The sequence below is a fragment of the Caloranaerobacter ferrireducens genome (assembly GCF_001730685.1).
Lineage (GTDB): Bacteria > Bacillota > Clostridia > Tissierellales > Thermohalobacteraceae > Caloranaerobacter > Caloranaerobacter ferrireducens.
In genome coordinates this window covers 104,717-130,612 of record NZ_MDJR01000001.1, presented here as the reverse complement: position 1 = coordinate 130,612, position 25,896 = coordinate 104,717, and the positions used below count along the sequence as shown (strand labels likewise).

Below are 25,896 nucleotides of genomic sequence, written 5' to 3'. Positions count from 1 at the left end.
TACCTCCTAAACATTTTATAATTATTCTATTGAGTTTTCTAACTTATCCCATATGTCTTTGAATTTCTTTTTAAAGTTAATAGGTTTCAATTCAGAATTAACAAAAGCATGAGCTGTATAACCTTCAGCTAATTTAACCATATCGTTTTTCCTAATTATTTCATAATTAAACTTTAGCCTAACTCCTTTTAACTCCGTCACTTTTGTTCTTATTATTATCTCATCATCATATTTTGCTGAAACAATATATTTACATCCTACATCAATTACTGGCAGAAGTACATCTTTTTCTTCAAGTGTTTTATATTCCATTCCAATTTCTCTAAAAAATTCTGTTCTTCCAATATCGAACCATACAAAGTAATTTGCATGATATACAATCCCCATCTGGTCAGTTTCACCATATCTTACTCTGATAACTGTTTCGTTAATCATCAAACCCCTCCAGTATATGTATATATTATTTCTATTTAAATATTTTATTCTTTAAAAACTTCTATTATCCTCTAAAATATTTAAATATTCCTACTAAAAACTAAAAAGTAGTGGCAAAAATCACCACTACTTTTTAGTTTAAATTATAATACTTGTGTCTTTCCTTTATATACTAGACCTCTTATACAGTCTACAGTTATAGTTTCTCCATCTTTTAATTCTTTAGTTGCATTTTCTGCTCCTACTATTACAGGTTTTCCTATATTGATACCAACAATAGCAGCATGTGATGTCAATCCGCCTTTTTCTGTTATAATAGCAGCTGCTCTTTCCATATATTTAACCATTTCTCTATCAGTATTTACTGTAACTAGAATATCTCCATCATTAAACTTATTTTCAGCTTCTTCTGCATTTTGCACTACACATACTTTACCAGTTGCAGCTTTATTACCTATACCAGTACCTTTTAATATTACATCTCCTACTATGTGCACTTTAATTAAGTTTGTGCTTCCAGCTACTCCAACAGGAACTCCAGCTGTAATAACTACTAAATCACCATTATTTATATAACCTTTTTCAAGTGCACTTCTTACAGATAACTCTATTACTTCATCAGTTGAACCAGAATGTTCTGCATATACTGGATATACTCCCCAAACTACAGCTAATCTTCTCATAACCTGCTTGTTTGGTGTAGCTGCAATAATTGGAGCACTTGGTCTGAATTTTGATACAGCTTTTGCTGTATATCCTGATGAAGTTGCTGTTATAATTGCTGTAGCTCCTAAATCTTCAGCTGTTGCACAAGTCGCATGACTTATTGCATTTGTAACTGTAATGTCTTTACCCACTGTTTTTGATCTTAAAATTGCCTTGTAATCAAGCGATGCTTCTGTTCTCTTTGCTATGTTAGCCATTGTTTTAACTGCTTCTATAGGATATTTACCTGCTGCAGTCTCACCTGATAGCATTATTGCATCAGTTCCGTCCATAATAGCATTTGCTACGTCAGTAGTCTCTGCTCTTGTTGGTCTTGGATTTCTTATCATTGAATCTAGCATTTGAGTTGCTGTAATTACAGGTTTACCTAACTCATTACATTTTCTAATAATCATTTTTTGTACTAGTGGTACTTCTTCTGTTGGTATTTCAACTCCAAGGTCTCCTCTTGCTACCATTATACCATCAGATACCTCTAGAATTTCATCTATATTGTCCACACCTTCTTGATTCTCTATTTTTGAAATAATTTGTATATGTTCTGCATTATTTTCTTCTAAAATTTTTCTTATCTCTATAACGTCTGCAGCTTTTCTAATAAATGAAGCAGCTATAAAGTCTATTCCATTTTCAATACCAAATTCTATATCTGCTCTATCTTTTTCAGTAATAGCAGGAAGATTTACTTTTACTCCTGGTACGTTAACTCCTTTTTTATTCTTAATTGTTCCAGCATTTTTCACAATACATTTTATATCAGTACCATCTATGATATCTACAACTTCTAAACCAATTAGTCCATCGTCTATAAGTATAGTATCTCCTTTTTTCACATCATTAGGTAATCCTTTATAAGTAATGCTACAAATCTTATCATTACCTAAAACTTCTCTTGTCGTAAGAATAAATTCCTGCCCTTCTTTTAATTCTTCTGCTCCTTTTTCGAAGTTACCAGTTCTAATCTCTGGTCCCTTAGTATCTAACATAATAGCTACAGGCATATCTAATTCTTCTCTTAATTTTTTAACTAAATCTATTCTTTTTTTATGTTCTTCATGATCACCATGTGAAAAGTTTAGTCTCACAACATTAAGACCGTTTAAAATAAGTTGTCTTAAAACCTCTTCATTCTCTGATGAAGGTCCTATTGTACAAACTATTTTTGTGCGTTTCATTTGCATAACCTCCTGTTATTATATTGAAAGTATCTTAGTCAAATTATACATACCTTTATCAAAGTTTTTCTCTAATGCAAGTGCTTCATCAATATCCATGTCAAATAATTCATTTCCTTTAACACCTATTACTCTACCTGATTTGCCTTCTAACAATAATTCTACAGCTTTAGCTCCCATTTTACTTGCTAAAATCCTATCGAAAGCTGTTGGACTTCCTCCTCTTTGAATATGGCCTAAAACAGTAACTCTAGTTTCTATACCTGTTTTTTCCTGAATTTCCTCGCCTAATTCGTAAGCTTTACCTACACCTTCTGCTAATAAAATTATACTATGCAATTTACCTCTATTTCTTCCTTGAATTAATCTCTTACATACATCATCTATATCGAATCCTTCTTCTGGAACAATAACACTTTCTGCTCCTCCAGCAAGACCTGCATATAAAGCTATATCTCCACAGTGTCTACCCATAACTTCTACTATTACTGCTCTACCATGAGAAGTTGATGTATCTCTTATTTTACTAATTGCATCTAGAACTGTATTAACAGCTGTATCAAAACCTATTGTATAATCAGTATACCCTAAATCATTATCTATAGTACCTGGAATACCAATTGTAGGAACACCTAGCTCACTTAATTTTTTTGCTCCTTGGAATGAACCGTCCCCACCTATAACTACTAGACCTTCAATTCCAAAAACTTTTAAAACTGTAAGAGCTTTTTTTCTACCTTCTTCAGTTTTGAACTCTTCACATCTTGCTGTTCTTAATATAGTCCCACCTCTATGTATAATGTCTGCTACAGATGATAAGTTCATTTCTTCAATATTGCCACTGATAAGTCCATTATATCCTTGTTTTACTCCCATTACCTTAAGTCCATTGTATATTGCTGTCCTTACAACTGCTCTAACTGCAGCATTCATACCAGGTGCATCTCCACCACTTGTTAAAACACCTATAGTTTTCATTTTACTACCTCCTCACTTTTCTACCATCATGGTCATAAAACGTCCCAGGTATCATAAAAATTATTTTTTATACTAATATTATAATTTTCTATTGTACCCTAACTAATTATATATTTCAATATATTTTCTAAAATTAATGCACCAAACAAAACCAATACACATATTATAACATATAAAGTAGATTTTCACACTAAAAATAGCCTTCTATTAATCTATACTTTAGAACGTTAATTAATTTTCAATTTACTAAAAACAAGCTGACAGCTGATAGCTATTAGCTGTCAGCTAATAATTAATTTTATTAGGGGGGATTATTTTGAAAAATGCAACTCTTGAATTACTAGAAAATAGAGGAATTCAAATAAAAGATATTATTAAATTAACCGAATACTTAAAAACAGATTCATCAGACGCTGATGATATTGAAAAATCCATATTAAACATTTTATCTATTAAAGAAATTCAAGATTACGTAACTCTAGGAGTTATATTAGATATCTATACAGAAAATAACTTGCTACCTGAACCTCTATCTCAAATCATTTCTGGAGAAGACCAATTATTCGACTTAGACAAAGTATTAGCTATGGGTGTTATAAATCAATTTGGTCCACAAGCAGTAACATACTTTTCATATTTAATAAATTACAAAAATGATGTACTTAAAGATATCTTATCTAAGAATACTATAAATACGTTCCTTGATGAAATAATATGTGTAATAGCTTCAGCATCTTTAATAAAACTACTCTAGCAAACTTTAACACAATCTTGCCCTAATAGTTTCTTTAAATTATTTAGTAATTTATCATTTGTTACATCTACCCAATAATCCCTCTCAGCCATTATTGTTTTATTCTTATTCTCTAAATATACATATACAGGGACATTACCTGTATAATTTGAAAGTATGCTTTTAATCTCATTTAGCACACTCAAGGATTTATTCCTAGATACCTTTAAATATAGTTTCTCCATATTCACTTTAGTGAGGGGTCTAAAACTATCACAAATAATTTTAGGCTCCTCTTCTTCATGTATACTTAGTCTTCCTTTTACTATTACTAAACTGTCCTCATTTATATAATTTGAATATTTCTCATATGTTGAAGGAAAAATTATTAGCTCTATAGAACCATATAAATCTTCTAATGTAGCAAAAGCCATAATGTTATTATTTTTGGTTATTTTATTCTTTTTATTTGTAATAACCCCTCCAATTACAACTTCTTTACCGTCAATAAGCTTAAAGCTTTCATTTTCTTCTTCAGTTTTTTCAAGGGATTCATATATTTCACTTGTAGTTATATTAGAAATCCTTTTTAATTCTTTTTCGTAAGATGCTAATGGATGACCACTTAAATAAATTCCTAGCATTTCCTTTTCCATAGATAAAAGTATTTTATCAGGAAATTCTTCTATATCCGGTAAATCATCTGTGTAAACTTGTTTATCAGACTTGGAAATAGTTTCAAACAGTGAAAATTGTCCCTCAATATTTCTCTTCTTATCTTGATGTATACTTTCTATAATTCTCTCATATACTGCCAAAAGCTGTGCTCTTTTTAAGCCTAAAGAATCAAATGCACCACATTTTATTAAACTTTCTACCGTCCTTTTATTAACAGAATTTAAGTCTACTCTCTTACAGAAATCTGTAAAACTTTTAAATTTTCCATCTGTTTCTCTTGCTTTAATAATAGCTTCGATAGCAGGTTTTCCTACATTTTTTACGGCAGCTAATCCAAATCTTATTTTTCTTCCATTAACCGTAAAATTACTATAACTCTCATTTATATCTGGTGGTAATATTTCAATGCCAAGTCTTTTACACTCTTGTATATATAATGAAACTGAATTTGTATTTCCCATAACACTTGATATCAAAGCAGCCATAAACTCAACTGGATAATAGCATTTAAGCCACGCTGTTTGATATGCTAAAACAGCATAGGCGGCAGAATGTGATTTATTAAATGCATATTTTGCAAAATCTATCATCTCATCATATATCTTATTTGCTGTTTCTTCATCTACACCATTTCTTATTGCCCCAGGAATCTCAACTTCTCCATTTTCATTTAACTTACCATATATAAAATGTTTTCTTTCCCTTTCCATTACGTCCATTTTCTTTTTACCCATAGCTCTTCTAACTAGGTCTGAACGTCCCATACTAAAGCCGCCAATATCCCTAACTATTTGCATTACTTGTTCTTGATAAACCATACAGCCATAAGTTACTCCTAATATAGGCTCAAGTTTTGGATGAGCATACTTTATCTTACTAGGATTGTTCTTATTTTCGATATATTTTGGTATCTGCTTCATTGGACCTGGCCTAAATAGTGAATTTGCTGCTATAATATTTTCGAATGACGTAGGTTTTAATTCTTTAAGAAATTGTCTCATTCCAGAACTTTCGAACTGAAATACCCCTAGAGTTTCACCTTTACTAAACATTTCATATACTTTTTTATCATCATAATTAGAATTAGAAAAATCTACTTCAATTCCATAGTTTTGTTTAATTAGCTGAATAGCATTTCTAATTACTGTAAGCGTTCTAAGACCTAAGAAGTCCATTTTTAGTAATCCTAGTTCTTCAAGCTCAGTCATAGTAAATTGAGTAGTTATTGAATCATTATTCTTTGATAAAGGAACATATTCTGTTATAGGTTCTTTTGAAATAACTACTCCTGCAGCATGTATTGAAGTATGTCTTGGCATTCCTTCAACAGCTTTTGCCAAATCGATTAACTCTCTTACTTTTTCATCTTCTTGATATAAGTTAAGTAACTTATTGTTGGTCTCTAAAGCTTTATCTATAGTTATCCCTAATTCCATAGGTATCTGTTTGGCTATATAGTCTACATCTCCATAAGGCATATCTAAAGCTCTACCAACATCCCTTATAGCACCTCTTGCTGCCATAGTACCAAAAGTTACTATTTGTGCTACCCTATCTTCTCCATATTTATTTATAACATAGCTTATGACCTCTTCTCTTCTCTCATAGCAAAAATCTATATCTATATCAGGCATAGTAACCCTTTCAGGATTTAAAAATCTCTCAAAAATTAAACCATATTTAAGAGGGTCTATATCTATAATTCCTAAAGTATAAGAAACTAGACTTCCTGCTGCTGAACCTCTACCAGGACCTACCATTATTCCATTGTCCTTTGCAAATTTGATAAAGTCCCAAACTATCAAGAAATAGTCAACATAGCCCATATTTTCTATAATACTAATTTCATAATTAAGCCTTTCTTTTATCTCATCTGTAACTACCTTATATCTCTTTTTAAGTCCTTCATAACATAATTTTCTCAAATATTGTGAATTGGTATATCCTTCAGGTACATTATACTTAGGTAAATGTAAAGTATTAAAATCAAACTCTACATTGCACCTTTGAGCTATTTTTACTGTATTTTCAATTGCTTCAGGTGCATTTGGGAATAGACTCGACATCTCTTCAGGTGATTTTAAATAAAATTCAGAAGTTGGAAATCTCATTCTATCCTTATCGTTAATTGTCTTACCTGTTTGGATACATAAGAGAATATCATGCACTTTTGCATCATCTTGATTAATATAATGAACGTCATTAGTAGCAACAAGCGGTATGTTAGTTTCTCTGCTCAATCTGATTAACTCATGATTTACATATTTCTGATCTTTCATTCCGTGGTCTTGAAGTTCTAAATAAAAATTATCTTCACCAAATATTTCTCTATATTTAAGTGCTACTTCTTTAGCCTTTTTATAATTATTGTTAAGTATATGATACTGAACTTCCCCACCAAGGCAAGCACTCAAAGCTATTATACCTTTACTATATTTACTCAATATAGTTGAATCTACTCTAGGCTTATAATAATATCCATTTACATACCCTTCTGAAACTATCTTGATTAAATTAGAATATCCCTCATTATTTTCAGCAAGTAAAACTAAATGGTATTGAAACTTATCTCTATTAGGGTCCTTTTCTGTATATTTGCCTCTCGAGATATATACCTCACAACCAATAATTGGCTTTATTCCTTTTTTTAATGCAGTTTTATAAAATTCTACAACGCCAAACATGGAGCCGTGATCAGTAATAGCTATACTATCCATTCCTAACTCCTTAACCCTATCCATAAGTTTACTAATCCTAGCAGCTCCATCTAATAAGCTATATTCAGTATGGACATGCAAATGAACAAATTTCTTAGAGCTTTCCATATTAACACATCCTTATTAATATCGTTATTGGTCGTTCGCCATTCGCTTTTCGTTAGTCATTCGATATTCGCTATTCGTCAAGACTTATTTTTTCAAAATTTTTGCTGACATCATTGCTTTAGCTACTACACCCTTATTGTGTAAAATTTCTATATCAACCTTACAAAAGTTTCTCCCCATATCTATTATATCTGTAACTATCTCAATTTTGTTGTCAACTTGTAAAGGTTTTATAAAATATACCATAAAACTATCTGTAAATACATCATAATGCTTCTTCTCTTTAAGAGTAATTGACCCTGCTGCTGCCATAACCATAGCCATTGTACCACAGCTTGCAGCTCCTAACTGATTTAACATTAATGGCATAACTTCACCTTTGAATCTTAATCCATTACTCATTATCTCCAAACTAAAATTATCGATAATCATATCTTCTACAGTTTCACCTATATGTGGCTGGCTTTTCATATATCTTAAAGCTCTAATTACATCTTGTCTATTTACAACTCCTATTAATTTTCTACCTTTTACTATAGGAATTATTTCTATGTTTTCCCAAGTCATTATATGAGAAACATAAGCAACAGAAGTTGTTCTCGGCAAAGTAATCGGTTCTTTGGTCATTACTTCTTTTAAAAGTACTTTATCTTCAATACCAGTAACATCTTTAGGAGTTACTACTCCAACTACGTTCATGTCTTTATCAACAATTGTAAAACTGCTTAATTTACGTGTAATTACATTTTGCTTCCATTCACCAATATTTTGATCTTCAAACATATATGGTGGATTCTTGTCCATTATATTCTCAACCAACAAAATATCTTTCTTTATTTTTCTTTCATATATAGCCTTATTTATTATAGTAGCTATTGTAAAGGTATCATAAGCTGTTGTTATTACAGGAAGTTTTTTCATATTCGCTTTTTCTTTTATACGTTCGCTACATCCAAACCCACCAGTTATCAATATCGCACAACCTTTGTTTAGTGCTTCCTCATAAACTTCCTCTCTATCTCCAACTATAACTAGACTACCAGGCTGTAAATATTTTTCCATTTCCTTTATAGTCATAGCTCCTATTATAAATTTATTTAACATTTTATGGATACCTTCATGTCCACCAAGTATAGAACCTTCTACTATGTTAACAACTTCAGCAAAGGATAATTTTTCAATATTACCTTTCTCGACTTTTTTTATTCTGACAGTCCCTACTCTCGGCATTGTTTTAACAAGCTCTCTACTCTCTGCATCTTTTATAGCTCTATAAGCTGTACCTTCACTAACATTCAATTGCTGTGCAATACTTCTTACGGAAATTTTTGAGCCAACTTCTAACTCTTCTATATATTTAATTATTTTTTCATGTTTAGTCATTTAATAAACACTCCTTAATGATGCAGAAATTGAATAGAAAAAAAGATAGTGATAAATCACTATCTTAATTATACCAAAAAACTATTACTTTATATCATCAACAGTATCTATTATTACTTTTGAATTCTCAAACATCAAGTCAACATCTACTGGTTTAATTAATCTATCTCCTTTACTATCATATAAAATTCTTATAACAGGTCTTGTTGGAAAATCTTTATTAACTTTTATTACGAATCCTTTCTCACCAGTATTTAAAAGTACTCCTTCACCAACAGGATATAAAGCTATATTGTTAACAAATATTTTTGCAATATCATAATCAAATTGATGCCCACTCATCGTTAATAGATACTCAACAGCCTGATAGTTTTTTATCCTCTTTTTGTAAATTCTATCAGAGGTTAAAGCATCATATACGTCTGCTATCGATACAATTCTTGCAAATTCGTGTATCTCGTCTCCTTTTATACTTAGAGGATATCCCTGACCATCAACTCTTTCATGATGATATAATGCTATAAGTCTACTCGTTTCACTTATATCTTTTATAGTTTTAAGTATCTCATAACCATAGATTGTATGTTTTTTAATTTCATGAAACTCTTCTTCTGTTAATTTACCTGGCTTATTTAATATATTATCAGGTACTCTGACTTTCCCTATGTCATGCAACATTGCACCAAGCCCTAATTCTTTTAGCTCTTCTTTTGTATACCCTAAACAAGCACCAGTAATAATTGATAAAACAGATACATTAACAGAATGCCCAAAAGTATATTCATCTACTGCTCTAATTTCTTCTAGCTTTATAAGAAGTTCATCATGGGAAAGTATTTCCTCTATAATCTGGTCTACAATAATAAGAATCTTATCAATATGTACATTACTCGAAACATTTAATTCATCCATTATGTTCTTTATTATCATTTTTGCTTTATTTCTAGTATCTTCTCTTATTATATCCTGAGTATGTATACCTTTTAATTCATCATCATAAACGTATATTTGTTTTATGTCTAATTCCTTTAGCTTTTGTATATATGAATCTTTGAGTACTATTCCTTCACTTAGCAAAACACTGCCATTCGATTTATAGACAGTTTTTGCTACTTTCATCCCTTGTGTCAGATTCTCAATTGTTATTAATTTCATATTTGCCCAACCTCTTCATAATAGTCATTAATAATATTATAAATCAAAAACTTTTAAATGTCTAAATTAAACAAAAAAAACATCTGACAATATGGAAAAATAGTACTGTATTACTAGTTAATTAAAGAACAAAAAAAGAGTAGGTACTTCCTACTCTTCTATTAGCTTATTTTCTAATAAATCTACTAAAGCTTCAACAGCTTCTTTTTCATCTTCACCTCTAGCTATTATTGTAATTTCATTGCCTTGAGAAACTCCTAAAGCCATTATTCCCATTATACTTTTTGCATTAACTTCTTTATCATCTTTTTTCACAGTAATCTCACTCAAAAACTTTCCAGCTGTCTGTACAAATAGTGCTGCTGGTCTAGCATGTAATCCTGTTTTATTTTTTACTGTAATCGTCCTCTTTTCCATCTAATTCCCCCCTCTCTTTTTTTAGTTCTTCTGCTATTTGTTCTATTTTTCTTAGTCTATGGTTTACACCCGACTTACCTATAGGAGGATCTAACATCTGCCCTAGCTCTTTAAGACTTGCTTCTCTGTTAATTAATCTTAGTTTTGCGATATCTACTAAGTTTTCTGGCAATTTATCAATGCCAATAGTTCTATCTATGTATTCTATATTTTTTATCTGCCTTAATGCTGCATTAATAGTTTTGCTTAAATTGGCAGTTTCACAATTTACTATCCTATTTATATTATTCCTAACATCTTTAAGTATTCTAATATTCTCAAGCTTTAATAATGCATTATGAGCTCCTATTATATTAAGCAAATCAACTATTTGCTCGCCTTCTTTAATATATACAACAAAATTATCTTTTCTAGTAACAATTTTTGAATTTAATCCAAAAGAATTTATCAATTCGCATAAATCTTCACTATGTTTGGAACTATTAGTAACAAATTCTAAATGATATGTTTTTTCAGGGTCACTTAAAGAACCTCCACCTAAAAAGGCTCCTCGGATGTATGCTCTTTTACAACATCTATTTTCTATTAGTTTGTCTGGTATTCCATAATTTATTTCAAAATGATTACAACTATCCTTCGTAAAAATACCTGTATCCTCTAGTATTTTTTTTGCTTCATCTGCATTATTTACTACCATCAAATAACTATTATTCTTCTTCAATTGTCTATTTTTTCTAACCATAACTTCAGACTGTACATTATACAACTTTTTTAACAAAGTGAAAATTCTTCTAGCTATAGCGGCATTCTCTGTTGCAAATTTAATATTTACTTTTCCTAAACCCATTATTTGTATAGAACCACTCATACGTATAAGTGCTGCCAGTTCTGATATAAGACAGCACTTATTATTTATTTCTAATCTAGATAACTCATTTTTAGTTTTAGACGAGAATGACATTTTACATCTACTCCTATAATTTAATCAATTTTACATTTCTTTTATAGCTTTAATAATAATCTTTCTCTCATCATCATACTTAGCAAGTTCTGTAGCTCTATTCATATGAACAAATCTTGCATCTATAAATCCTTCTTTTTTCAAAGGTATACACTCCATATTTTTTGCAGCCATCAAAAACCAATGCACAGTTTTATTAACTATTTCTTCATTTTCACTTATATGTCTAAATGTATAGTTTATTTTACCCAAATACTTTATTATTTCTGCTTTGACACCGCCTTCTTCAAACACTTCCCTAGTCGCAGCTTCTTTAAGTTTTTCATTATTTTCCACTTTCCCTTTAGGTAATACCCAATCACCATTATATTTTCGAAGTAGTAGGATAGCATTTCCAAAATAAACTACCCCACCTGCACTAATCTCTTCTCTCATATATGCCACTCTCCTAGCAAAAACAGAAGATAAAAATAATATTTATATTTATTATAACACATAATATAGCCCTTTCAATTACACTTTTAACAAAATATCTTGGGTATCAGCTATAATTTAAAAAGCATGTAAGCATCAAGCTTACATGCTCTATAAATTCTTTGGCAATAATATATTAAGTAATAAAGCAGTTAAAGTACCTGTAGTTATACCTGATTCTAAAACAGTTTTAACAGCTGAAGGGAAATATTGCAATATATTTGGTCTTACAACTACTGCTAACCCTAACCCTAAAGAAATTGCAATTACTAACATATTTCTCCTCGTAAATTCAACATTTTTCAATATCTTAATACCTGAAGATGCTATCATTCCAAACATAATTATTCCTGCTCCACCTAATACAGGATTTGGCATAATAGCAACTAAAGCACCCAACTTTGGAAATATACCTGCTAACATAAGAATTATACCAGTAATCATAACTACAAATCTACTAGCTACACCAGTAATAGGTATAATTCCTACATTCTGACTAAAAGATGTATTTGGACCTGCATTAAAAATACCTGCTAGAAAACTACCTACACCATCACATAACAGACCTTTTGATAATTCGTCACTTGTTATCTTATGATTGCTAGCATCTGCAACAGCAATTAAATCACCAACTGTTTCAACTGTAGTAACTAAATAAGCTGGTATAAAAGCTATTATAGCAGGGATACTAAATTTAATACCATATCGAATTGGTGTTGGAAAGTCTAACCAAGAAGCACTAGTTAATTTGCTGATGTCTAATAAGCCAAAAGGAATTGAAATTAAGTATCCACAAATAATACCTATTAAGATAGCTGCTGATCTAGTAAACCCTTTCCCCCACTGATTTAGTACAATTATAATTGCCATTACAGCTAATGCTAAGAATATATTTCTTAAGCTGCCATAATCCGCTGCACCATATCCTCCAGCAGCCCAGTCTACAGCAACAGGCAGTATTGTTAAACCTATCAATGTAACGACTGTACCTGTAACAACAGGTGGAAAATATTTTAATAATTTTTTAGTAAATCTACTTAATATCATCTCAACAAATGATGCTCCTACAGTTGCACCAAATATGCCTGGAAGACCTAATGTACTTCCTACAGCTATCGAAGGTCCAACAAATGTAAAATCAGTTCCCATTACACATGGTAACTTAGCACCTACAGGGCCAATTCCATATGCTTGAATAAAAGTTGTTAAACCAGCCATAAAAAGTGCTGCATTTACTAAAAAAGTCATTTGATCAAAAGGTAATCCTAATACTCCGCCAACAACTAATGGTACAGCTACTATTCCACTAAATGCTGCAAGTAAATGTTGTACTGCTAAAGGAATTGCAATTTTAAGTGGTGGTTTGTCATTAATCTTATAAGTTATCTCTTCTTTAGTTCCCACCTCTTCTTCTTTAATAATAGTTTTAGTATCTGTCTCCATAAAATCCCCCCATAAGTTTTTTTAGCAATATCTAGTTTCTTTTTAATTTAATCCAACTCCTTTGTAGTCTTTATATAAATGGGATTTCATTTCTTCATGTATACTTTTTATATAATGTCATTTACAATCTTAGTTTAATAGATTTTAAAGCCATGTTTTTGTATAAAAATCATAAAAAAAATTAGTTTTTAATGTTTATACTATAATATTTTTGTTAATTATTCATAATTGTTATATTTTCACAACTGCATAAAAAAATGGGTTGATTGTTATCAACCCATTATTTTACAGGCTTTAATCTAGCTGTAAAGTGTCTTAAAATTTTAGGCTCGTACTCGAATTCATATCCTTTTATTTGGTCTTTTCTCTTAGCTATATTAATAAGTGCTTCTGCAACAACATCCATATGATTGTTTGTATATACTCTTCTAGGTATAGTAAGTCTTAATAACTCTAGTGGAGATTCTATTTGTTCTCCTGTATCTGGATCTCTACCTAGTAGGAATGAACCTATCTCTACTGCTCTTACTCCTGCTTCTTTATATAATTCTACACATAATGCTTGAGCAGGGAATTGATGATATGGAATGTGTGGTAGTAATTTCTTAGCATCAACAAATACTGCGTGTCCTCCTACAGGTTTTTGTATAGGAATTCCTGCTTCATCTAATCTTCTTCCTAGGTATTCTACCTGACCAATTCTTGCACTTAAATAAGCTTCATCTACTACTTCTCTTAATCCTCTAGCTAAAGCTTCCATATCTCTACCTGCTAATCCACCATAAGTAGGGAATCCTTCAATCGGTACTAACATCTGTCTAACTAAGTTATATAATTCTTCATCTTCTTTAATTGCTATCATACCACCAATATTTACTATACCATCTTTTTTAGCACTCATTGTTAAGCCATCGCCGTAAGAGAACATTTCTTTAATAATCTCTGGTATACTTTTATCTTTATACTCTTCTTCTCTTTGTTTTATGAAGTAAGCATTTTCAGCAAATCTTGCAGCATCAAAGAATACTCTCAATCCATATTTATCAGCTACTTTTCTTACTTCCTTAATATTTTGCATTGAAACAGGCTGTCCTCCAGCACTATTACATGTAACAGTTATTAAAATAAAAGCACAATTTTCTACTCCCTTTTCTTCGATAAATCTTTCTAATTTGTCAATATCAAAGTTTCCTTTGAAAGGATGTTCTTTTTGTGTATCAAAAGCATCTTCAATTATTAAGTTAACTGCTCTACCACCTTTTAACTCGATATGAGCCTTAGTAGTATCAAAATGCATATTTCCTAAAACATACTGTCCTTTTTTTATAAGAATTGGGAATAAAACGTTTTCCGCACCTCTACCTTGATGTGTAGGAATTACATAATTATAGCCAATTATGTCTCTAACACTATTTTCTAAATTATAAAAGTTTCTACTACCTGCATAAGATTCATCACCAAGCATAATTCCAGCCCATTGATTATCACTCATAGCTCCTGTACCACTGTCTGTAAGTAAATCAATAAAAATATCTTCTCCCCTTAAACCAAAAACATTATAACCTACTTCTTTAATCTTTCTTTCTCTTTCTTCTCTAGGGATCAGTCTTATTCTTTCAACCATTTTTATTTTATATGGTTCCGCCATTTTATCATACATAACTTTACCCTCCTTGATATTATTTTAATAATAACACTAATAACATCATATCATATTCTATGAAAAAATATAATAATCCTTTAAAGTTTAAGTAATTTTAATAATTATAAGCTGCCAGCTATCAGTCAACAACTTATCAGCCTATGTTAAAGTAAATGCGGCCAATGGCCGCTAAAGATTTCTTTCTAATATTAAGTCAATTAGTATTTTACTAACTCTCAATGCATCATGTCTAATGTAATTTTTCTTTATATCTACCAAATTATCCTTTATTACACTTATACCTTTTGCTTTTAGTTTCTGTTCTTGTTCTTCATCTATAACAACAGGTTTAGCTCCATCTTTATAATACTTTAATAAAGTTTTGTTTGGTATTTCTTCTTTGTTTGCTATAACATAATTTATCAATCCATCTTTACTATGCTTAAATATAGCATTTACATGATCTAAAACATTATATCCATCAGTTTCACCTGGTTGTGTCATTACATTCGCTACATATACTTTTATTGCAGTCGAATTATATATTGCATCACTTAAACCGTTTACTAATAAATTAGGGATAACACTAGTATAAAGACTTCCAGGACCTAAAACAATGCAATCTGCTTCTTTAATAGCTTCAATAGCTTCCTTAAGTGGATAGCTTTCTTTAGGCTTAATATAAACATAATCTATTTCACTGCCAATTTTTCTATTTTCAATTGGAATGTTTGACTCTCCTTCAATAACTTTACCATTTTTTAATTTTGCATACAATTTTACATCTTCTAAAGTCATAGGTAGTACTTTCCCTGTCACAGCTAATACATTACTCATTTCCTTTATTGCAATTTCAAAATTACCACAAATACCATTCATAGCAGCAATAAACAAATTACCAAAACTCTGTCCCTTTAACTTACCATCTTCAAATCTATACTGCAATAATTTTTCCATTATAGGTTCTGTATCAGCTAAAGCTAATATACAGTTTCTTATATCTCCTGGTGGCAGCATTCCTAAATCTTCTCTTAAAACACCTGAACCTCCACCATCATCTGCAACAGTAACAATAGCTGTTATATTCGTGGTATATTTTTTTAATCCTCTCAAAAGTACCGAAAGACCTGTTCCACCACCTATAACTACTATCTTAGGTCCTTTATCAAGTGCTTTTCTCTTACTAAAAAGTTTTATATTCTTATCTTCAAGCTTAGTCATTGAACTATTAAATAAATCACTTATTTTAAAATCATGTTTATCATCAATATTCTCAACATTATAGTATTGTAAAAAGGACTTAAAGCTCTTTTTAACAGAGAAATACAATAGTAATACCCCTAATATAGAAAAGAATAAATATTTAAATATATGGTTATAAAACAAATTTATCTCTACATATATCGGTGAAACACCGTATGAAAACATAACTAACCCTAATATCCCTAACAAAAGCCATCTCTTAATACCAACACTTAATTTTACTCGTTTATTTAAATTCATACTAAACACCTCTGTTACTATTTGCAATCTCTATGTGATATTACTACTCTATGCTCTTTATCCTTAAGTGTTTCATATAATACATTCGCAATAGTAACAGACCTATGTTTACCACCAGTACAACCTATCGCAATAACAAGCTGTGTTTTACCCTCTTTTATATAATATGGTATTAAGAAATCTATTAAGTCAATAAGCTTATCAACAAAAGCCTTAGTTTGCTCCCAATTCATTACATAATCTCTTACATTTTTATCGTTTCCAGTATATTCTTTAAGTTCTTCTATATAATATGGATTAGGTAAAAATCTTACATCAAAAACTAAATCTGCATCCAAAGGAAGTCCATGTTTAAATCCAAAAGAAATTATCGATATTGTTAGATTTTGTGCTTCTTTTCCTTCTAGAAAAATTTTCTTAATCTCTTCTTTTAACATACCTATAGTAAGCTTTGAAGTATCAATTATGTGGTTTGACTTTTCTTTTACCTCTTTAAGAATTTTTCTTTCTTCTTCAATACCATCTATAACTCTTCCATCTCTACTTAAAGGATGCTGTCTTCTTGTTTCTTTAAATCGCTTTATTAAAACTTCATCAGATGCATCTAAAAATATAATTCTGTATTTAAACCCCTGCTTTTCTAATAGTTCTAAACTATGGAACAAATCATTAAAAAACTTACCACCTCTGATATCAACTACTACTGCTACTTTATCAATAGTCCTTTTGGATTGAAAGCATAAATCTGCAAATTTGGGCAACAGTACTGGCGGAAGGTTGTCCATACAATAAAAACCAATATCCTCCATTACCTTTATAGCTTGGCTCTTTCCTGCTCCTGATAAACCAGTCACAATAACAAATTCCATAGTTTTATCCCCTTTCTTTTTCATCCAAAACGTTTATTATCTGGTCAGCTTTTAAACCAGCTTTTATAGCTCTTTCTATTCCCCTTTTAACGTTTCCAACATCATCTGGAGTATGAGCATCGCTATTAATTGCAAACTTTACATTTTCTTTCATAGCAATTTTTATGTATTCTAAATTAAGATAACCATGACTAGCATTTATCTCTAAAGCTGTACCTTTCTTTGCTGCTGCCTTAGCCAGTTCTCTAGTATTTATATTAACCTTTGCACCTGGGTGGGTTATAATATCAATATTATAGTTATTAATAGCTTTTATAACAGCTATTGTATTCATATACCTGGCTTTTTCAGCTACAGATGAGATAAATTTACCTGTATAATTTACAATATAGAAATTATAGGCATCTTTAATAGTTTTAGGTCTAGCTCCAAAATGGAAGCCAACTAGTAAAATATCCAGCATGTCTATTATTTTATCATCTACATCAATCTCTCCGTTATAGCTTATTATATTTGCTTCAATACCTAAAAGAATTTTTATATCTTTATATTCTTCATTTAAGTTATCTATTTCTTCTCTCATTCTTTTAAAATTTTCTCTTTTGACACCGAAACCCATATGATTAGGACCATGATCACATATAGCTATCTCCTTAAGACCTTTTTTCCTAGCAATCTCCACATTTTCTCTAATAGTACCCTTTCCATGACTATACTTAGTGTGTGTATGATAATCAGCAAAAATCTTCATAAGTTCCCTCCGTTATTCTTCTCCAATTATCTTAACCTCTGTTTTGAGTTCGACGCCAAATTTATCTCTAACTGTTTTTTGAATAACTTTAATCAGATCTAGAACATCATTACAAGTAGCATTACCTAAATTCACAACAAAACCACAGTGTTTTTCAGAAACTTGTGCATCTCCAAATCTCAAACCTCTTAAACCAGCATCTTCTATTAATTTTCCAGCATAATATCCTTCTGGTCTTTTAAATGTGCTACCAGCACTTGGAAGGTTTAAAGGTTGTTTAGATGTCCTTTTCTGTGTAAGCTCATCCATATAGTTCTTTATATCTTCATAATTACCCTTTTTAAGTTCCATTTCAACTTCTATAACTATTAATTCTCTCTCATCTATAATACTACTTCTATAGCTAAACTTCATCTGTTCATTCGTAAACTCTATTATTTCACCCTTTTCATCAATACATCTTACTAAAGTTACAACATCCTTCATTTCTCCACCATAAGCTCCTGCATTCATAGTTATAGCGCCACCTAATGAACCAGGTATACCACTTGCAAACTCCAATCCAGTCAAGGAATGTTTTAATGCAATCTTAGACAATTTAGATAGTAAAATACCTGATTGCGCTATAATCTTATTACCTTCAACTCTAACATCGCTTAGATTTTCTGAAATTTTAATTACTACTCCTCTTATACCTTTATCACTTACAAGTAAATTTGAACCATTACCCATTATAAAGTAATCCACATCTAATTCTTTACATAGAGTCACAGCTTGAGAGATTTGCTCAACCTCTTTAGGAATAAATAAAATATCTGCAGGGCCTCCTATCTTAAATGAAGTATGATTTTTCATAGGTTCATCTATTAAAATTTCACTTTCTGAAAATCTTTCTTTAAAAATCTCTAAAATTTTTTTTGTATTCAAATATACCACTCCTACATATAAGATTCTATATTTTTTTTAAGTTTATACACTATAACTAAAAAATATCCTAATTGTTGACTAATTACAGTCCAACAACGCCCAATAACTGATATCTGGCAACTGTTAACTGTAAACTATATAATTAAAGTATATCTTTTTTATGATTATTAAACAACTATTATAAATCCAAAAAATAATATTAATTCCCATTCATATACAATTTCTGTATTTGTTCTTTTGCATCATCTAATGCTTCTTTACTGCTTTTTTCACCAATTAACGCCTGTTTAATTTGACTTTGAAGAATTTTATCAATTTCTTTCCATTTCTCATGTCGAGGAATTATTTTAGTATACGACAATGAATTTTCTATTCTCTTCATTTTACTATCATACATATACAAATTTGTTATCCCTGACTTTGCAGGAAATACTCCTAAATCCTCTAACTCTTTTTGATATTTATCTTGGGTAATATATTTTAAAAACTTTACACACATTTTAAGCTTTGCTTCATTTTCCTGTTTGAATATACCGTATGCGCTTATGCTGTTGTTAAATGATATAGGTAATCTCATATCCCCTATAGGATAATTTGCTACAGTAAACTCAAACCCTTCTCCTTTATTCCTAAGACTTTCTAGAACTCTTAAAGCCCAAGTGCCGGTTGGGTATACAGCTACGTTTTTCTTTTTATAAAACATTTCCCATGCTTCATTTTCATTCAATATTCCAAAGTTTTCAGGAGTCACTTTATATTTATATTTTAAATCAATTAACTTGTTTAAACCTTTAAGTGCCTTATCTCCATAAAAAACATATTCACCACTATTTTCATCAATTATATCAGCACCATCACTTAATATAATACCCCATACATTATAATAATTTGGTTTAATAAAAGAAATAAAGCCGTAATGGTCTATCTTACCATCATTATCTGAATCCCATGTTAGCATCTTCATCTTTTCTACAAATTCCTCATAAGTCCAATTACCATCAATTGGAGGTTCAACTCCTCGCTCCATGAAAAGATCTAAATTTAGATACATAACATAAGTCGTCATCATAAAAGGTACTCCCCACATTTTACCGTTATGGGTAACAGCTCTCAAAGCTTGATATTTGAATTTGTTTTTTTCTTCTTTAGTAAAAAATCTATCCAAAGGCTCTAGTATATCTTCTCTCATATAACTAAAATCAGTTGCTATTGGGGCAATATCTGGATATCTACCTGTTTTTATAGCTTCTTCCAATTCGATAGGCCCTTTTTTCCAATCAATAGGTTTAAGTTCTATATAAACACCAGGATTTTCTCTTTCAAACTTTTTAATTTTATCTAATATCCAACCATATCTACTACCAGTTTTAACATTTAATCGTGGAAAATCCCAAAGAGTTATTACTCCCCTCCAGGTCTCTTCTTTTTCTATTCTTTTTTCATTTATTTGTTTTCTATAATTAATAATTAGTAAAGGGCTAGATAATATCAATAGAACTGCTATGATTTGCAGAAATGCTTTTATAAGCTTTTTTTTCATGCTGCTACACCCCCTAACTATAAATATTCTTAGGGAGTGCTTAATATGTTTTTAGTTTTTTAAACAGAGAACAGGGAACAGAAAATAGGAAACAGGATAAAATCCCTGTTCATTGGCTATTCGCATTATTTGCATACAAAATACGCGGCCAAAGGCCGCTAAACTTATATCTTATTTATATTCACTTAATAATGCTGCACCAATAATGCCTGCATCATTACCTAATTCAGCTAAAAATATTTCAGCATGTTTTGCTTCCTTATACAAAACATATTTAGAAACCTCTTTTTTTACTTTCTCTAATAGAAAATCTCCTGCTTTTGAAACTCCTCCACCTATAGCTATTACATCAGGGTCTAAAATATTTATTAAATTAGCTATACCTATTCCTAAATATCTAACCATTCTATCAACTACCTTGTTAGCCAATTGATCTCCTTCTTTAGCACTGTCAAATATCATTTTGCTGTTTAACTTCATCAAATCATTATTAACTTTTTTCAATAAAGCTGTTTCATATTTCTCTTCTTTTATTAATTTCTTAGCATATTTTATTATAGCTGTAGCTGAAGAAAAAGTTTCAAGGCAACCATTATTTCCACAATTACAATCATAAAAATTCTCTCCTACAATCATATGTCCTATTTCTGATCCAATTCCATGTGCTCCGCTATATACTTTGCCACCTAATATTATTCCACCGCCAACACCTGTTCCTAGTGTTATAAAAATAGAGTTTTTATAGCCCTTTGTAATGCCTTTGATACTTTCTGCTATACCTGCTACAGTTGCATCATTTTCTATATAAATTGGAAGCTTTAATTCTTTTTTCAAATTCTCACCAAGAGGCACATTTGTCCATCCTAAGTTTGGGCAATATATAACTTTATTACCTTCTAGATCTGCTACCCCTGGTACACCTATTCCTATAGACTTAATTTTATTACCTTTATCCTGAGCAATATTTATCAAACTTTTTATTAATCCAATAATATCTTTTTCTATTTCTAAGTATCCTCTTTTTGCTTTAGTATCAATCTGCTTTTTGTATACAATATTCCCTTCATTATCTACTAAACCTATTTTTATTGCAGTTCCGCCAATATCTACTCCTATGTACATAACAATTCCCCCTCTACATTTCTGGTTTAATATAACTTTCCATAAATCTTTTCTTGCCTCTTGCTTTAAGAAAGTTTTTAAACTTTTCTACAGAAGTATTGATAATAAGCTCTTCAGGCATATCTATTATTTCAAATATTTCTATTACTTTCTCAAATCTTCCTACATCAAAAGCAATATGTGAATCGCTACCAACTACAACTCTTACACCATACTCTTTACACAACTTTGCTATTTTAATACAGTTATCTCTGCTTCCCTTTCTGCTTGGACCAAATGAACTGTTATTTATTTCTATAAGTTTTCCAGTTTCTCTTGCTTTTAAAACCATTTTTTCATAATCAAGCGGGAAAACAGGATTACCTGGATGTACAATTATATCTACATATTTATTTTCCATAGCTTTTATTATTGCATTTGTATTTTGCTCAACATTACCAGGTTCAATACACGGTTCATGTAGTCCAGCTAAAACCAAATCTAATTTGCCTAAATATTCTTCAGGAACATCAAGATTTCCATCAAAATCTATAATATTAGCCTCAACACCTTTAAGGATTTCTACACCATAAATTTTTTCAGGTATAACTCTTTGATTACCAATATGAAATAAATGAGGTCCACCAGGCATATTAGGACCATGGTCAGTTATTCCTATTAATCTTAAACCTTTATTATTAGCTTCTCTAGCTATTTCCATAACTGTGCTATATGCATGACCACTTGCTACAGTATGACAATGAGTATCCATTAGAAGCTTCATTCTTACCACATCCTCTCTTCACTTACTTACAATGAATTTTAGTAATTAATTTTTATCATGTTCATGAAGAGATAAAATTCTCTTATCCAATTCTTCAGCTGCATTATACCCCATACTTTTCTGTCTATGATTTCTTGCTGCTACTTCGACAATCATAGCTAAGTTCCTACCTGGTCTAACTGGAATAGTTATTTTAGGTACTTTTGTATCTAATATAACCGTATATTCTTCATCTAATCCTATCCTGTCATATTCCTTTTTATCGTCCCAGTACTCCAGTTCGACTACCAAATCAATAACTTTGGAATTTCTTATAGCACCTACACCGTATAATCTTTTAATATCCAATATTCCAATACCTCTTATTTCAAGAAAATGTTTAATTAATTCAGGTGCCTTACCTCTTAAAATATTTTCTTCTACTTTTCTTATTTCAACAGCATCATCAGCAACGAGCCTATGCCCTCTCTTAATAAGCTCTAATGCTGTTTCACTCTTACCGACACCACTTTTCCCTGTAATTAATATGCCTATACCATATACTTCTACTAATACACCATGCATAGTTATTTGAGGTGCTAACATATCGTCTAAATAGTTTATAAGTTTACTTATAAACTTTGTAGTTGTCAATTTCGTTCTTAAAATAGTTCTTCCAAACTCATTCGCCCATTTTATCATTTCAGGAAAAACTTCTAAATTTCTAGTAATTATTATAGCTGGTATTGGATATTCTAATAATCTTTTAAGTCTTTCATCTCTCGTTTTCTCATCTAATGAAATTAAGTAACTCCATTCAACATTTCCAATTAACTGAATTCTCTCATACGCAAAGTGATTATAAAAGCCTGTAAGTTGAAGTCCTGGTCTATTTAAATCACTTTTAGTAATTTCTATATCTGGATTTTCAGGTTTACAAATTACTTCTAGATTCATATCTTTTATTAAATTATCTATAGGTATAGACTTCATAGCAACCTCCTGTTAAATATGAGTTGATTTTAGCCATATGGGACAAATATTATCCCATTTAACTTAAAAAATATAACAAAATCTTCGATTTAAATAAATTAAAGTAGATTTTGTTGAAATCCATTACGGAAATTATATCTGAAATTATCCAAAATTTAATGAATATAATTTCCTATGGATTATAATAAAACTAAAAATCTTTTGATGGTATAATTAATGCAGCTATGATATAAGCTATAACTCCGCCAATTCCCATACTAAATATAGTCAGCAAAACCCATGCTAATCTAACTATTGTTGAATCTATTTGAAAGTACTCTGCTATTCCACCACAAACTCCTGCTAACTTCTTATCAGTTGAAGATAAAAATAATTTTTTCACCAAAAAAGCACCCCCCTTTTTAGTACATATTATATACTTTTACAACAACTAAGTAAATAATATTAACTGTTACAACTGTTATTAAGTTTACTCTTTTGACTTTCTAAAATAATTATACACCGCTTCAGCTGCTTTAATATTCATTCCCTCTACTGATTTTAACTCTTCTATAGAAGCATTTTTAATTTTTTCTATTGAACCAAACGATTTAAGTAAAGCTTTTTTTCTTTTTTCACCAATACCTTTTATAGAATCTAACTGAGATTTGAAAAGTTTTTTATTTCTTAAGCTTCTGTGATAACTAATTGCAAATCTATGAGCTTCATCTTGTATTCTTGTAATCAGCTTAAAACAATTAGAATCTTTTGGTATGTTTATCTCTTTATTTTCATATATTACTCCTCTAGTTCTATGAAAGTCATCCTTAACCAGACCACATACTGTAATATTTAAATTAAATTGCTTGATAACTTTTTTTGCTGCATTAACCTGACCTTTTCCTCCGTCAACCATTATTAAATCAGGAAATATAGAAAAGTTCCCTAAATCTACTTTATTATCTTTTATAAATTCTCTTTCATTTATTCCTCTTTCAAACCTTCTATAAATTATCTCCTCCATGCTTCCATAATCATTAGGTCCTGATACTGACTTAATTTTAAATCTTCTATAATCACTTTTTCTAGGCTGACCTTCTTGAAAAACTACCATCGAACCTACGGATTCTACTCCTTGAATATTAGAAATATCAAAAGCTTCAATTCTTTCTGGTATTTTATCTAACCCTAATAAATTAGCTAATTCATCAAGAGCAGCTCTATCTAGCTGAATTTTCCTTTTGATTCTTTCACTTTGGTTTTCTAATGTTTCCATAGCATTTTTTCTTACCATTTCCATTAATAAGTTCTTTTCGCCTCTAACCGGTACTTTTATTTGAACTTTAGAGCCTCGTTTTTGGCTCAGCCATCTATTTATTAACTCTTTATCTTGTATTTCCTCTTCTACTAAAATCTCTTTAGGAATAAAAGATGAATTCATATAAAATTGTTTTACAAACGAACTCAATATTTCACCGCGTGCCATTTCAGATGTATCTGTTAAAATAAAATGTTCTCTACCGACTAATTTCCCTCCACGCACAAAAAATACTTGTATGCACACATCCTCTATTCCTCTAGCCATTCCTATAATATCTTGGTCAATTAAAGTAGAAGAAACTACCTTCTGCTTTTCTAGTATATGCTTTATCGAGTTTAATTGATCTCTATATTTGGCTGCATTCTCAAAATCTAGCTGTTTAGCTGCATTTTTCATTTTTTCTTCTATCAAATGTATTAACTTATCTTCTTTGCCCCCAAGAAATAATAAAACTTCATGTATCATTTCCATATATTCCTTTTCATCTACATTACCTTGGCAAGGACCTAAACATCTACCTATAAAATAATTTAGACAGGGCCTCTCTTTCTTTTTAATGTTATCTAAATTCTTCCTACAACTTCTTAAGGGATATATATTTCTAATAATTTCAAGCGTATCATTTACAGCAGATGTACTAGTATATGGTCCAAAATACTTAGCCTTATCTTTTTCAATCTTTCTAACCTTAATAACTCTAGGAAATTTCTCATTAGTTGTAACCTTTATATACGGATATTGTTTATCATCTCTTAAAAGTATATTATATTTAGGCTTATGCTTTTTTATGAGATTACACTCTAAAATAAGAGCCTCTAATTCATTATCAGTTATTATATATTCAAATTCAACAATACTTTTTACCATTGCCTTAACTTTTGGTGTCTTAGAACTTGATGCCTGAAAGTACTGTCTAACTCTCTTTTTAAGATTAACAGCCTTCCCAACATATATAATCTGTCCGTTTTCATTCTTCATTAAGTATACACCAGGTTTATCTGGAAGTTTTTTTAATTCTTCATCTATATTAAACAAACCAAATCACCTTCCACAATCTATACATTAATTATTTATAATATACCACAATTGCGGTTATTTTGAAATTTGTATATAATTAATACAGT

The 25,896-nt window shown here is 30.4% G+C and carries 22 protein-coding genes; 1 reads left to right on the top strand and 21 read right to left on the bottom strand.

Features of this window, described 5'->3' with window-relative positions; all coding sequences use genetic code 11:
• Window positions 1-21: 21 nt before the first annotated feature.
• From BFN48_RS00625 to pfkA, 3 genes are all read right to left on the bottom strand, one after another.
• Window positions 22-435: an acyl-CoA thioesterase gene (locus BFN48_RS00625; protein WP_141706098.1), complete on the bottom strand. Its 414-nt coding sequence runs from the start codon at window positions 433-435 to the stop codon at window positions 22-24.
• 143 nt (window positions 436-578) lie between these two features.
• Entirely contained in the window at window positions 579-2,336 is a 1,758-nt protein-coding gene (pyk, locus tag BFN48_RS00620) for a pyruvate kinase (RefSeq protein WP_069648948.1), read from the bottom strand.
• 18 nt (window positions 2,337-2,354) lie between these two features.
• Window positions 2,355-3,314 (bottom strand): 6-phosphofructokinase, encoded by a 960-nt coding sequence (gene pfkA / locus BFN48_RS00615; protein WP_069648947.1) that lies wholly within the window; start codon window positions 3,312-3,314, stop codon window positions 2,355-2,357.
• Window positions 3,315-3,630: 316 nt separating this feature from the next.
• Here pfkA and BFN48_RS00610 point away from each other — a divergent pair, with 316 nt between their 5' ends.
• Window positions 3,631-4,068: a hypothetical protein gene (locus BFN48_RS00610; RefSeq protein ID WP_069648946.1), complete on the top strand. Its 438-nt coding sequence runs from the start codon at window positions 3,631-3,633 to the stop codon at window positions 4,066-4,068.
• On the opposite strand, the gene BFN48_RS00605 is transcribed toward BFN48_RS00610, so the two are convergent.
• The 18 genes from BFN48_RS00605 to uvrC all read right to left on the bottom strand — a co-directional run bounded on the left by BFN48_RS00605 (window position 4,065) and on the right by uvrC (window position 25,807).
• The gene (locus BFN48_RS00605; RefSeq protein ID WP_069648945.1) at window positions 4,065-7,550 is read right to left on the bottom strand and encodes a DNA polymerase III subunit alpha; all 3,486 of its coding nucleotides are present in this window, start codon (window positions 7,548-7,550) and stop codon (window positions 4,065-4,067) included. The two genes, BFN48_RS00610 and BFN48_RS00605, sit on opposite strands and share 4 nt — an antisense overlap.
• 84 nt (window positions 7,551-7,634) lie before the next feature.
• Window positions 7,635-8,933 (bottom strand): DRTGG domain-containing protein, encoded by a 1,299-nt coding sequence (locus BFN48_RS00600; protein ID WP_069648944.1) that lies wholly within the window; start codon window positions 8,931-8,933, stop codon window positions 7,635-7,637.
• Window positions 8,934-9,017: 84 nt separating this feature from the next.
• Window positions 9,018-10,088, bottom strand: a complete 1,071-nt coding sequence (locus BFN48_RS00595; RefSeq protein ID WP_069648943.1) for an HD-GYP domain-containing protein — start codon at window positions 10,086-10,088, stop codon at window positions 9,018-9,020.
• A gap of 150 nt (window positions 10,089-10,238) precedes the next feature.
• The gene (locus BFN48_RS00590; RefSeq protein ID WP_069648942.1) at window positions 10,239-10,505 is read right to left on the bottom strand and encodes an HPr family phosphocarrier protein; all 267 of its coding nucleotides are present in this window, start codon (window positions 10,503-10,505) and stop codon (window positions 10,239-10,241) included.
• Window positions 10,474-11,466, bottom strand: a complete 993-nt coding sequence (gene whiA / locus BFN48_RS00585) for a DNA-binding protein WhiA (RefSeq protein WP_069648941.1) — start codon at window positions 11,464-11,466, stop codon at window positions 10,474-10,476. The genes BFN48_RS00590 and whiA overlap by 32 nt, the downstream gene beginning before the upstream one ends.
• A 30-nt stretch (window positions 11,467-11,496) precedes the next feature.
• Window positions 11,497-11,901 carry an NUDIX hydrolase gene (locus BFN48_RS00580; RefSeq protein WP_069648940.1) on the bottom strand — a complete coding sequence of 135 codons (405 nt, stop codon included), beginning with the start codon at window positions 11,899-11,901 and terminating at the stop codon, window positions 11,497-11,499.
• Between the two features lie 150 nt (window positions 11,902-12,051).
• Window positions 12,052-13,383, bottom strand: a complete 1,332-nt coding sequence (locus tag BFN48_RS00575) for a nucleobase:cation symporter-2 family protein (RefSeq protein WP_069648939.1) — start codon at window positions 13,381-13,383, stop codon at window positions 12,052-12,054.
• A 280-nt stretch (window positions 13,384-13,663) separates the two neighbouring features.
• Window positions 13,664-15,043 (bottom strand): tryptophanase, encoded by a 1,380-nt coding sequence (locus tag BFN48_RS00570; protein WP_069648938.1) that lies wholly within the window; start codon window positions 15,041-15,043, stop codon window positions 13,664-13,666.
• A 171-nt stretch (window positions 15,044-15,214) separates the two neighbouring features.
• Window positions 15,215-16,528, bottom strand: coding sequence for a gluconeogenesis factor YvcK family protein (locus BFN48_RS00565; RefSeq protein ID WP_069648937.1), 1,314 nt, complete (start codon window positions 16,526-16,528; stop codon window positions 15,215-15,217).
• Window positions 16,529-16,545: 17 nt separating this feature from the next.
• On the bottom strand, window positions 16,546-17,397 hold the full coding sequence (gene rapZ, locus BFN48_RS00560; protein WP_069648936.1) for an RNase adapter RapZ: 852 nt from the start codon (window positions 17,395-17,397) through the stop codon (window positions 16,546-16,548).
• Window positions 17,398-17,401: 4 nt separating this feature from the next.
• Window positions 17,402-18,148 (bottom strand): PHP domain-containing protein, encoded by a 747-nt coding sequence (locus BFN48_RS00555; RefSeq protein ID WP_069648935.1) that lies wholly within the window; start codon window positions 18,146-18,148, stop codon window positions 17,402-17,404.
• Between the two features lie 12 nt (window positions 18,149-18,160).
• Window positions 18,161-19,075 carry a UDP-N-acetylmuramate dehydrogenase gene (gene murB, locus BFN48_RS00550; RefSeq protein ID WP_069648934.1) on the bottom strand — a complete coding sequence of 305 codons (915 nt, stop codon included), beginning with the start codon at window positions 19,073-19,075 and terminating at the stop codon, window positions 18,161-18,163.
• A gap of 199 nt (window positions 19,076-19,274) precedes the next feature.
• A complete protein-coding gene (locus BFN48_RS00545) occupies window positions 19,275-20,615 on the bottom strand; it encodes an extracellular solute-binding protein (RefSeq protein WP_069648933.1) in 1,341 nt (446 codons plus the stop codon).
• A 171-nt stretch (window positions 20,616-20,786) separates the two neighbouring features.
• Window positions 20,787-21,737 (bottom strand): ROK family protein, encoded by a 951-nt coding sequence (locus BFN48_RS00540; protein ID WP_069648932.1) that lies wholly within the window; start codon window positions 21,735-21,737, stop codon window positions 20,787-20,789.
• Between the two features lie 13 nt (window positions 21,738-21,750).
• Window positions 21,751-22,500 carry a phosphatase gene (locus tag BFN48_RS00535; protein ID WP_069648931.1) on the bottom strand — a complete coding sequence of 250 codons (750 nt, stop codon included), beginning with the start codon at window positions 22,498-22,500 and terminating at the stop codon, window positions 21,751-21,753.
• 45 nt (window positions 22,501-22,545) lie between these two features.
• Complete coding sequence (hprK, locus tag BFN48_RS00530) at window positions 22,546-23,472, bottom strand: HPr(Ser) kinase/phosphatase (protein WP_069648930.1); 927 nt, start codon at window positions 23,470-23,472, stop codon at window positions 22,546-22,548.
• Between the two features lie 190 nt (window positions 23,473-23,662).
• Window positions 23,663-23,854 (bottom strand): PspC domain-containing protein, encoded by a 192-nt coding sequence (locus BFN48_RS00525; RefSeq protein ID WP_069649695.1) that lies wholly within the window; start codon window positions 23,852-23,854, stop codon window positions 23,663-23,665.
• An 87-nt stretch (window positions 23,855-23,941) separates the two neighbouring features.
• Window positions 23,942-25,807 (bottom strand): excinuclease ABC subunit UvrC, encoded by a 1,866-nt coding sequence (uvrC, locus tag BFN48_RS00520; protein ID WP_069648929.1) that lies wholly within the window; start codon window positions 25,805-25,807, stop codon window positions 23,942-23,944.
• Window positions 25,808-25,896 lie beyond the last annotated feature (89 nt).